At 39.4% G+C, this 10730-nt stretch carries 11 protein-coding genes and 1 pseudogene; 8 read left to right on the top strand and 4 right to left on the bottom strand.

Annotated elements, in window-relative coordinates; all coding sequences use genetic code 11:
* The first annotated feature begins 179 nt into the window (after positions 1–179).
* The 5 genes and pseudogenes from V7137_RS03270 to ltrA all read left to right on the top strand — a co-directional run bounded on the left by V7137_RS03270 (position 180) and on the right by ltrA (position 4785).
* Complete coding sequence (locus V7137_RS03270; protein ID WP_335696733.1) at positions 180–443, top strand: ArsR/SmtB family transcription factor; 264 nt, start codon at positions 180–182, stop codon at positions 441–443.
* Between the two features lie 80 nt (positions 444–523).
* Positions 524–1624 (top strand): alkene reductase, encoded by a 1101-nt coding sequence (locus V7137_RS03265; RefSeq protein WP_335696732.1) that lies wholly within the window; start codon positions 524–526, stop codon positions 1622–1624.
* A 310-nt stretch (positions 1625–1934) separates the two neighbouring features.
* Positions 1935–2228: a Dabb family protein gene (locus V7137_RS03260; protein WP_026565609.1), complete on the top strand. Its 294-nt coding sequence runs from the start codon at positions 1935–1937 to the stop codon at positions 2226–2228.
* Positions 2229–2303: 75 nt separating this feature from the next.
* Positions 2304–2861, top strand: a pseudogene (locus V7137_RS03255) (NAD(P)H-dependent oxidoreductase).
* Between the two features lie 595 nt (positions 2862–3456).
* On the top strand, positions 3457–4785 hold the full coding sequence (gene ltrA, locus V7137_RS03250) for a group II intron reverse transcriptase/maturase (RefSeq protein ID WP_335696731.1): 1329 nt from the start codon (positions 3457–3459) through the stop codon (positions 4783–4785).
* A 317-nt stretch (positions 4786–5102) separates the two neighbouring features.
* Here ltrA and V7137_RS03245 read toward each other — a convergent pair whose 3' ends face one another.
* From V7137_RS03245 to V7137_RS03235, 3 genes are read right to left on the bottom strand one after another with little or no spacing between them, the layout of a single operon-like run.
* Entirely contained in the window at positions 5103–6263 is a 1161-nt protein-coding gene (locus V7137_RS03245) for a Ger(x)C family spore germination protein (protein ID WP_335696730.1), read from the bottom strand.
* Positions 6260–7690 carry a spore germination protein gene (locus tag V7137_RS03240; RefSeq protein ID WP_335696729.1) on the bottom strand — a complete coding sequence of 477 codons (1431 nt, stop codon included), beginning with the start codon at positions 7688–7690 and terminating at the stop codon, positions 6260–6262. The genes V7137_RS03245 and V7137_RS03240 overlap by 4 nt, the downstream gene beginning before the upstream one ends.
* Before the next feature lie 6 nt (positions 7691–7696).
* Positions 7697–8776: a GerAB/ArcD/ProY family transporter gene (locus V7137_RS03235; RefSeq protein ID WP_335696728.1), complete on the bottom strand. Its 1080-nt coding sequence runs from the start codon at positions 8774–8776 to the stop codon at positions 7697–7699.
* Positions 8777–9144: 368 nt separating this feature from the next.
* Between V7137_RS03235 and V7137_RS03230 the strand changes: the two genes are divergently transcribed.
* From V7137_RS03230 to V7137_RS03220, 3 genes are all read left to right on the top strand, one after another.
* Positions 9145–9651 (top strand): flavin reductase family protein, encoded by a 507-nt coding sequence (locus V7137_RS03230; protein WP_335696727.1) that lies wholly within the window; start codon positions 9145–9147, stop codon positions 9649–9651.
* Positions 9652–9758: 107 nt separating this feature from the next.
* Complete coding sequence (locus V7137_RS03225; RefSeq protein WP_335696726.1) at positions 9759–9875, top strand: dioxygenase; 117 nt, start codon at positions 9759–9761, stop codon at positions 9873–9875.
* A complete protein-coding gene (locus V7137_RS03220; protein ID WP_335696725.1) occupies positions 9868–10293 on the top strand; it encodes a hypothetical protein in 426 nt (141 codons plus the stop codon). Before V7137_RS03225 ends, V7137_RS03220 begins: the two co-directional genes overlap by 8 nt.
* A gap of 172 nt (positions 10294–10465) precedes the next feature.
* On the opposite strand, the gene V7137_RS03215 is transcribed toward V7137_RS03220, so the two are convergent.
* The coding region (locus V7137_RS03215) for a hypothetical protein (protein ID WP_335696724.1) at positions 10466–10730 on the bottom strand (265 nt) is incomplete at its 5' end.

Genomic DNA, 10730 nt, shown 5'->3' with positions numbered 1-10730 from the left:
GATTTATATTAGTACTTTTTTGAGTTATTTTAATTCAAGAATAACTTACTTAAAGAATAATTCAGATTGAATAAGAACAGGGATAAGCAATCTCTTGACATATCATCTCAAATTAAATACAATATTTCTAGAAATACTGAAATAAGAAAATAAGAATTACTGAAAGGAGGTTTCTAACGATGAATGATGATATTGCAGTAAAAGTCTATAAGGCACTAGGTGAATCAACTCGATTACAAATCGTAAAATTACTTGCACAGCAATCAGAGTTAGCTTGCCTGGAAATGGCAAATCAATTAAAAGGTCCTGCCAATTCGACATTAACGCATCATTTAAAACCATTGCTTGATTGCGGATTATTATCAGTTCGCAGAGAAGGAACCTTCAGATATTACAGTTTACAACGAGCAGTACTTGCACAACACGCACCCGCTTTACTTTAATGTTAAAGCGGTATAATTTTACATTTTATTTCAGTATTTATAGAAATATCGAATAATAAAAATGAACGGAGGAAAAATATATGAGTCAAATTACTAATGAAACAAATTCTTGGGGTTATTTAAAAAATGGTTTAGAAAGTAAATTGTTTGAACCGATAAAAATCGGAGCTTGGAATTTACGATCACGTATCGCAATGGCACCTTTAACAAGATCTTTTGCAGATGATCAAACAGGAGTAGTGGGAGAGGATATTGTTGAATATTACCGAAAACGTGCTGCCGATGGAGTTGGTTTAATCATTTCAGAAGGAACGGTCATAAGTTCACGTGGAAAAGGCATTCCTGGAATTCCAGGCATTTATTCGGACGAACAAATTATGGGATGGAAAAAAGTGACTGATGCCGTGCATAAAGAAGGAGGAACAATGATCGCTCAAATATGGCATGTTGGTCGTTTATCACATCACGAGCTTGCAGGATATCTGCCACCTCAAGCACCATCAGCTATTCCAGCTGAAGGCCTTGTCTCTCGTTTCCGTAAGCCATATGATGTTCCTGAAGAAATGACAATTGAAGATATTAATGAAGTAATCAATCAATATGCGCAAGCTGCGAAAAATGCAATAGCAGCAGGTTTTGACGGTGTGGAAATTCATGGTGCACACGGATACTTGATTGACCAATTTAATTCAGATATAACAAATCATCGTACAGACAAATATGGTGGTGACCTTGCTCAAAGATTAACGTTTATGAAGGAAGTAATTAAGGCTGTTATTGACGCAATCGGTACAGAACGAACAATGATCCGATTCTCTGCTCTTAAAGCAGATATACCAAATTACATGTGGGAAGATCCAGAAATGGTTATTCGTACATTTGTTGAGGCATTTAAGGAAGCGGGTGCAACCATGATTCACCCATCGATTATGCAATTTGATCGAGTGCTTGCAGATGGAAAAACGATGCATCAATTGGTCAGAAAATATTGGGATGGTGTCATTATTGGGGTAGGTACATTAAATCCAGAAATGGCGAATCAGGCGATTGAAGAAGGAATAATTGATGTTGCTGCTTTCGGACGTCCATTCATTTCTAATCCTGATTTTATTCATCGTTTAAAAAATGGTGAAGAATTGGAAGAATACGATGCTAAGAAGCATCTTAATACATTGATTTAATGCACTAATATAGAAAGAATCTTATAAAGATTTTTCCATGTTCGAGTTGCAGGGAATGCGTAGCTCCTTCCATTGTAATTCCGATATATGCATCGCAGTAAATCAATAACGACAGGCATCTTTGCCATATTAAGACAGTAACGGTCAGAGAAAAATTACGCAAAATTATTGAAATGAACATGTTAGTCTGGAATGAATATATGTTTATTCATTTGAAAACGATAAAAAGTCCACAATATAAAGAAGAGAAGAAAGAAATGATGAAAGCAGTTTGGAAGGGTTTTAAATATTAAATTAAGGAGGCGTTGGCATGATTGAACACGTTGTAATCATCAAGTTCGATAAAATGACGACACGAGAACATAAGGATAATGTGATTCAACAGCTGAGAAGTTTAGTAAATTCCATACCAGGCATTGTTGATTTGCGTTGTAATCACAATTTTTCCGAAAGGAATCAAGGATTTGATATTGGTCTAACCATTCGATTTGAAAGCATGGAAGCATTAAAGGCCTATGGTCCTCATCCAGAACACCAAAAGGTAATTTCGTGCATGATCGAAGCTGGAATGACTGACATTATTATTGTCGATTTTGAAATTTAGTTGTTTAAGCTTCTATAGTAATGGAAAATCAGCATTTTATGTATTTTACCAAAATTTTCTAAATTGCAGAACATAATGAACAAACAAGGAGAGATTAGCTTGAAAACATTAGTCATCGTTACTCACCCTAACATCGAACAGTCCAGAATTAACAAGACTTGGATGGAAGCCGTACAAAATCAAGATAATGTTACGATTCACCAATTGTACGCAACTTATCCTGACCAAAAAATCGATGCTGCTAAAGAACAGGAGCTGCTTTTGGCTCATGACCGCATTATTCTTCAATTTCCGTTCCAATGGTACAGCACACCGGCTTTGTTGAAGGAATGGTTCGATGTCGTACTTGTTGGGGATTTCGGAATACGAGGCGATAAGTTGCGCGGCAAATAACTGGGAGTAGCGGTTTCTACAGTCGGTCCTGCGGAATCATATCAGCCTACCGGTTATAACCGTTACACAATGGAGGAATTGTTGAAGCCGATTCAGGCTACGGCTACGAACCCATTTATCGGTATGACCTTTATGACACCGTATATTTTGCACGGGGTTAGTAACGTAACCGATGAGCAATTGGCACAAAACGCTGCCGAATATGTAAAATACGTAACAAAGATGTCAGTAACGGTTTAAGCTGAAGTAATTGTAATAATTAACATAAAAAAGATCATTCTTTTGAAAAGGATTTTTGTTTTTCTTGTTCAACTAACGCATGCTTGTGCGGCCGAGCATAGGTCGTATCATATAGCGGGTGGGATTCCCGTCGAGTAAGAACTAGCCATTCGCTCGTAGCGAGTCTTGGAGGGCTAAAGGTAACTTTAGTCTTTAAGCGTAGACAGTGAGGTAATGGGCCGAAAGCCAAATGGTTGAAGGGATTGAGCTCCATAATGTTAGAAATTCGAGAGGGTTGATGCCTTAAGCATAGCAGAAAACTACATTTTATCCTTCGTTAAAGGCAAGAAGGGTAAAACCTCTCTGGAGTCAGAGACCTTGGCACGTTATACATTGATATGATACGGCAACTCGGGAGACCCTACCGGTCTTTTCTTTTTTTTAGAAGAGTATGGTGTACAAGCGATAACAAGCAAGGAAACCAAATACCGTGCTAGGGAGTCGGATAGCAGCGTAGTACCAATGAAGTTGGGTAATGCCGATGGAGGAAAGGCTAGCTACCAGTTATCACCCTTACTAGGGATACATTTACTACACGCAGAGGTAGGGATAATAAATGGAAACAAAACTACTAAGGATAGCAGAATTAGCAAAATCTGATCCGAAAATGAAATTTACATCTCTTGCACATTTACTAAATAAGCAAGCGCTAGTTCAATGTCACTTTGAGCTACCTAATAAGAAGGCAACTGGGATTAACGGTACAACTAAAGAGCAATACAGTGAAAATTTAGAAGAAAACATAGAGGATTTAGTAAGTAGGCTTATAAACAAAAGCTATCGTCCTGTTCCAGTAAGGAGAATGTATATTCCAAAGCTCAATTCTAACAAGAAAAGACCACTGGGAATACCGGAACATGAAGATAAGATTGTTCAAAGAGGCATTACGAAGATGCTAAATACCATCTATGAAAATGATTTTCTAGACTGTTCTTTTGGATTCCGTCCAAATCGTAATTGCCACGATGCATTGAAAATACTGAACCACTATATTGAAAAGAGGTCAGTAAATTATGTAGTAGATGTAGATATTAAAGGATTCTTTGACAACGTTGACCACATATGGATGATGGAGTTCTTAAAACTGCGAATCGCTGACCCTAACCTACTAAGAATAATTGGTAGGTTTCTTAAAGGTGGATACATGGAGGAAGGTAAGAAATATAAGACTGACAATGGCACACCGCAAGGTGGAGTAATATCTCCGATATTAGCCAATGTATACCTCCACTATGTCCTTGACCTGTGGTTTGAGAAAAGGGTTAGAAAACAGTGTATAGGACAAGCATACATGGTGAGGTATGCAGATGATTTTGTTTGTTGTTTTCAATATAAGAGCGAAGCTCAGGAATTCTTCCAATCATTAAAGCTAAGATTAAAGAAGTTCAACCTAGAAGTAGCTGAGGATAAAACCAAAATTATACCCTTCGGGCGTTTTGCAGAGAAAGATGCAATTCAAGAGGGGAATAGAAAACCAGCAACCTTTGATTTCCTAGGCTTTACACACTATTGTGGGAAAAGTAAACAAGGAAATTTTCGAGTAAAACGGAAATCAAGCAGGAAGAAAGTCCAAGGTAAACTCAAAGAATCTAAAGAATGGTTGAAGAGTAATAGAAATAAAGATATTCATATGATTATGGATAGATTTAGACGCTCGCTTGTAGGTTATTACAATTATTATTGCATCACAGATAATACCCAAAGTGTAAACAAATTCAGAGACAAAATCGGATACATACTGTTCAAATGGCTCAATAGAAGAAGTCAAAGGAAATCATTTACTTGGGATAAATTCAGACTCTTTCTTAATAAATATCCATTACCTTACGCAAGAGTTAAGGTTAATATATATGACTTAAGAAAAGAGATTAGCTACATTTTGTAAATGATAACTAGGAGGAGCCGTGTGCGTTAATAGCGCAAGCACGGTTCTGTGAGGGGGGAGGAACACAATCTGCCGTAAGGTAGAGAGGTTTCCTTCTACTCGACTAGTTGAGCAAGACATTTGTATTTTATGTCGTCAAAAAGACTATATAAACCAGAAAATGGCTTGCCAAAACTGAAGTCAGTTAGCAAGCCATTTTTATTGTCATTTATATGATATGCAACTCAAAACGGAACTCTTTTTTTTCTATAAGGATGGGTTTTTGATAAAAATTCGAATAAAACAATGATGTCAAATTAAAAAACGTTCCGTCACCTTTAAGTCTTTAACTTTGACATCCCTGTATTCGTAATCTCAACTTCCACTTGAATGTCTCTTAGTGAATTCTGTGTGAAGGGGAATGACTTTCTGCTTGTCAACCGCTTCCAATCTGCATATCGATGGCGGAACATGGTTTCCTCCAAATGGTAGACGTCTACATTATTTTTCAAACCTGCGGTATACGTTGAGCGAATCTCAGCCTTGATTCTTGCTTCGGCTTCTGCTTTCAACTTTTTCGTTGTCATTGGGCCGTTCAACTGGTTTAATTCACCGTGAACTTTGATGTGCAGGTTGTAGACGGGCTCTCCATTCGCCGAAAGCTTAGATTTCACGCTTACCTTAGGCTTCTCAAAGTACAGGACTGCTGTAATGTCCCCTTTGTCATCATTCAAAGCAAGTGCTGTATGAGTGGTATTCTCTTCCAACCACCGCACCCCCAGTAAATCATCCTTGGACATCCAGCGCGGCTTCTTCTTTGTATGGTAAATAATCGCTCCGTTAATTGTCATCTCAGGCATTTTTTTCTTTTTTTGTTTCCAATTATTCTTGTCGATTGAAAGTGTCGGCACAATAATTGAGGTACTTGGTTCCGAATAAAGTGCTACAAATTCCAAAAACTTCAGCGGCCGGATCATGGAATGCTGCTTATAATTGCTTTCTGGGGAGTTCAGTTTCGTAAAAAGCGGAGACGAAGGAAACATTGGTGTGATGGAGAAAAGATCATCCATCGGTTCCTCTGTTGTAAAAATCCAAGGCGTTAACCTTGCCTCAGAACGTTCAAACATATCTATTGTTTGATTCAGATGCATTTGCATCGCTTCCTGTGTGAACACCACCGACGATACTTGCCCAATATGAACTTTTTGCTGTATGCTATTGTACAAATTATTCCACGCTAACAAAAATGTGGAGCCAGTGGCCTTGCCCACCCATATGTTGGAGGAAGCTTCCTTACTGCTGGCACCTTCCACTTTACCTACAGAAGCAAAGTCGACCATCTGGATGTACACGACAAACTGATTATCTACGTAATCAATGCCAACTGCTGAGGCGTATGACATGTCCTTCAACACCTTGTAATCCCAGCACCCAGTCAAACTAGGCACCACGAATAGCAAAATCAGCAAGAGCAATAGGCGATACTTTTCACGCTTCATTCTGAATCATCCCCTTGCTTATGCGTTTTTTTCGTCCGCAGAAACTTCGGTGGCTTTCGTTGAAAAGGTTTCGGAAATTGAATGAGCGATTTGATCGAGTCAGCGTCGAGTGGATCGATCAATTCAGAAAAGAAAGGCATACCAAACGATTTTAACGTCGACATGTACAGTACGATAGAATAATTAGCTATTAAAAACCCAAAAAGGCCGAGAACGCTCGACAACAGCAGCACGAATTGCCGCATAAAAATGATCGACGTTGCATATGATTGGTTGACTAGTATTAACTGCGCCATAAACGATATCGCTACGATTACAATAATGTTAGGAGAAGTAAGTCCTGCACGTATAACTGCATCGCCGACGATTAATCCTCCGACAACCGAGACGGTTTGTCCTACCGGCCGTGGCAAAAGTTTACCAGCCTCACCAAACAGTTCATACAAAAAGAGCATAGCAAATAGTTCAAAAGAAGGAGAAGTTGGGATACCAGAGCTATTTAACGATATTGTTGCCATTATAGGAAATGGAAGATGCTCCGTATGATATGATACTAGCGAGATGTACAATCCCGGTAGCATCACAGTTATGAAATAGGCGAGATATCTCATCAACCGCTCAAACGTAACATAAAAATACGGCATGTACATATCTTCAGCCGATTTTACCAAATACTGAAAATTGATTGGGGCGACCAAAGCGGCAGGTGCCCCATCAATCAAAATGCAAAACCGCCCTCGCTGTAACGATTCCACCACATAGTCGGGCCTCGTACTGTAGGAAATTAACGGCAGAAACGAAAAAGGCGAGTCGGCAAGCAAATCCTCTAGCGGGGAGACGCCGTTGACAATGTCCACGTCAAGGGAATTTAATCGCTTTCTTGCCTCTTTCAACACTTCCTCGTTCAGTACATCGGAAAGGTACATCAGGGAGATTTTGGTCTGGCTTCGTTTCCCGACCACAAACGATTCATTGCACATTGTCGTACTCCGTACCCGCTTCCGAAGCAGAGCTACGTTTGTCTCCACTGACTCCGTAAACGAGTCGCGTGGTCCTTTCACTGCCACTTCATAGGTGGATTCTTCCGTCTGGCGCTGAGGAAGTTTAGCGACATTCAGCGAGAACAACTCGCCTGATCCTTCAAAAAGCAGCAAAAGTTCTCCCGCAAATACCTTCGTAACAATCTCCTGCTCTACCGCATTTCGACTCCCTTCCAGCGAGATAGGAAGCAAAGGTAACGATTTGTTTTGCTCCAACTGTGGAAGCACCACTTGATTAATTTGCACAGGATCAGCCAGTCCTGTGCAAAAGAGGAGAAGTACCTTCTCGACATGAGGCTCTGTTCCATATTCATGTAACTGGATTTGTACATCGGCACAAGCGGTGAAAAGGCTGCGTAATTTCTGCTCTTGAATTATAAAAGACATGGAGATTCACCCTCGTTTAAATTGGATCGTGTAGCTAAAGATCAGGAGAACTAGTGAGATTAGAATGACCATAGGAATAAGTAATGGAAAATAATGATTTTTCAACATGCCATAGTATTCCGTATCGGAGATCGGTACCAAAGCAAGTACCAACACTGCAAAGCTAATTACCCACAGCGTACTATTCCTTACTCGTTTACTCTTGAAATTTAGCACATCCACACATAAATACAATGACATTGCAATGCGGATTACTGCCCCCGACATCCATTGGAAAAATGATATAAAGTCAAAATGTGTAATATATGTAGTTATTTCCGCCAAACGCCATTCCTCATAAGCCGGGTGTCTTTGTTTTGCGGCGAGATGCGGCCCGAACTCCGCAATGGCTGCAAGAAGCGGTCCAAGTGTAAGCCCCACAAGGATTATTCCAATCATAACTAAATGCCAAAATTTTACCTTCTGTTTTATGTGATGCTGAAATAGTAGAAGAAACAAAATCTCCACTAGGCCGCCAGCCGAGTACAAACTGCCTTTCCAGACCGGCCCCCAGCCGTTTTGCATCATAGGCAGCAACCAAGAATAATGCTTGTATGGTATGTTAGTCAACATGACAAAAAAACCGAACAAAACCACCATTGGCAGGAAGAGAGCAGACATTTGTGCAATCGAGGAAATCCCCGCAAGAGCTGTCATTGAACAGAGGAGCATGATGCAAAATGCAATGACAAAGATCGGTGTCGCTTTCAAAAAGTCGATGGAAATCCAATACGTTGTTTCTTTTAGTGTTATTATCGTAATTGCCAGCAGAAAAAGCTCTAACGGGATAACAATCAAAAGAAAAGCCAGATTTCCAAATTTCTGTTGAATCAATAGCATTAACGATTGCTGATTTGTTTTTCGCATGATGTAATATAGGACACCAAGCCACAAAAAAAAGGGCGGAATGGACACGAGTACCGAGATCCACGCATCTCTTCCTGCTTGGTCGAGAAGAAGTGGTAACACGAATACATGATTCATCAATCCAGTCGAGAGAATGACGATCATCAAAGCTGGACTTATGAAAATTTTCGTAGAATTCATTGCTGACAAATTCTCATTCCCTTGCATCAGTTTTAATAATGGTAGATTTTCCTCAATACTTCCACTTTATTCCTTATACCGTAAGATAGTTTTTTTGTTCTATAATTTCTTGGAGGAATGAACATACATACAAAAGTTCCCATAAATGATTTCATAACACAAAAGGATCTGTTATAGGCTGATTCGGACAGAAAGTTGAATGAAAAACCGCCTTTTGTAGCCGATTAAAAATAATCAGAATCTTGTTACTATAAAACCAGTTGAAAAACTCAATAAATTGGAGAAGAGAGTGTTTCTGGTGGAAGTTCTCAATATCTCAGCATGCGGCTAATTCAAAGAATAAATCATTTTCAAATGGAGGAATATCCATGCAAGAAAGTATTGATTCACGATTCTTTCGTAATGCCTGCGGTCAATTCTTAACGGGTGTAACGATTGTGACTACTACCGGGGAGAATGGAAAGCCCGTGGTAATAACGGCAAACTCATTTACGTCGGTTTCTTTAGGTCCTCCACTTATATTAGTTAGCTTGGATAAAAAACTAGGATCATATAGTGCGTTTATGAATTCCGAAGGGTTTGCAGTCCATGTTCTGGCAGAAGAGCAACAAGAATTATCAGGATACTTTGCCAAACGTGGTGTAGATAAATTCCAGGAACTTGATTATAAAGAAGGATTGTATCATGTGCCTGTAATTTCGAATGCCTTGGCTGTGTTTGAATGCAAGGTAGACCAAAAAGTGGATGTAGGAGATCACACATTATTACTCGGCAGAGTGGAGAGAGTCCAAATTAACGATCCAACTCGGCGCCCATTAGGTTATCTACGTGGACGTTATACCGTACCGGAACAGGAAAAAGAGCTAACAAAATAAGGTATTTTAAATCCTGCCTCATCAAAGCATTCTCCTCTTTATTTCAGGTCTAAATTTTAGGAGATGCATGTCTATGAAAAAGATTTTGATAGAGGAGCGTATCGTTTATGAATACTAGACTATCTGACATTACTGCAAAACTGACCCGTCACCTTCATGATGTCATACAGGAATTTCAGGTTACGGTAGAAGAATCAACAACCGCTGCCTTATGCATTGCTTGATGTTCGGCAAGCAAACGAACATGGAAATTATGAAAATGAAGACCCGGAACAGCCGGACTATAATCTTAGGGGCCGAATCCAATGCGATATGAATGGTCGATTTGAAATACAAACCATGGTCCCTGCTGCTTATGAAATTGGAAAACGAGGACCAGTTGGACAACTATTAAAAAGTATCGGCAGGCATTCCTGGCGTCCGGCACATATTTATTTTAAAGTAACGGCTGCTGGATTCGAACCGGTTACCACTCAGTTATTTATTCCAGATGATCCATGGATCGAATCCGATTCAATTGGTGCAGTAAAGGAATCACTTATCTTAAAAAAGGGCAAATGCGACGACCCTAGAGAAATATTAAATCGAGGTTTTGACAAACCTTTCAATACCTCACATTATGATTTTATTCTTCGTCTGTGACCTTATTTCTACCTTAGGGCGTGAAAGAGCAAGGCGTTTTTCCCAATGTTAGGAATGAAATCATTTCGAACGGCCTAACAGATTCGTACCGGTATTGAAGCCATGCATATGCTCAAAAAAGAACAACTGGATATTCAGGTCAGTCTGCCCAAAATCAGAAAATATTTATCCATCAGTTGTTGGGACTTTCAGCATAAAGTACTTTCAAGCTAGAAATAGATTTTATTTTTCGTATTTCGTGTATTTTTGCACCTAAAGCCATGAAAATCATGAAAATAGGTTTCCCTGACTTGAAAAGAGGCAACCCTGCCCAATCATATTTCATTCTCTGTCGTGCGGGGATGGTTAATGGAAGTATCATTTTTGCAATTGTTGCATCTTGCAGTAAGTCATCGTTTCGCATATGGAGGAATTGACACTTACCTATTAGTAAGTTA

The organism is Neobacillus drentensis, from assembly GCF_036962765.1.
In the GTDB taxonomy this organism is placed as follows: Bacteria; Bacillota; Bacilli; order Bacillales; family Cytobacillaceae; genus Neobacillus; species Neobacillus drentensis_C.
Note: the sequence above shows the minus strand (reverse complement) of the source record. Positions and strands in the feature narration are given on the sequence as shown.

What these genes read in the sequence shown, in the direction of transcription:
- V7137_RS03230 (WP_335696727.1), top strand. Translation starts at nt 9,145, where the DNA reads ATGCAAGAAAGTATTGATTCACGATTCTTTCGTAATGCCTGCGGTCAA.
- V7137_RS03270 (WP_335696733.1), top strand. Translation starts at nt 180, where the DNA reads ATGAATGATGATATTGCAGTAAAAGTCTATAAGGCACTAGGTGAATCA.
- V7137_RS03235 (WP_335696728.1), bottom strand. Translation starts at nt 8,776, where the DNA reads ATGAATTCTACGAAAATTTTCATAAGTCCAGCTTTGATGATCGTCATT.
- V7137_RS03265 (WP_335696732.1), top strand. Translation starts at nt 524, where the DNA reads ATGAGTCAAATTACTAATGAAACAAATTCTTGGGGTTATTTAAAAAAT.
- V7137_RS03245 (WP_335696730.1), bottom strand. Translation starts at nt 6,263, where the DNA reads ATGAAGCGTGAAAAGTATCGCCTATTGCTCTTGCTGATTTTGCTATTC.
- ltrA (WP_335696731.1), top strand. Translation starts at nt 3,457, where the DNA reads ATGGAAACAAAACTACTAAGGATAGCAGAATTAGCAAAATCTGATCCG.
- V7137_RS03240 (WP_335696729.1), bottom strand. Translation starts at nt 7,690, where the DNA reads ATGTCTTTTATAATTCAAGAGCAGAAATTACGCAGCCTTTTCACCGCT.
- V7137_RS03260 (WP_026565609.1), top strand. Translation starts at nt 1,935, where the DNA reads ATGATTGAACACGTTGTAATCATCAAGTTCGATAAAATGACGACACGA.
- V7137_RS03225 (WP_335696726.1), top strand. Translation starts at nt 9,759, where the DNA reads ATGAATACTAGACTATCTGACATTACTGCAAAACTGACCCGTCACCTT.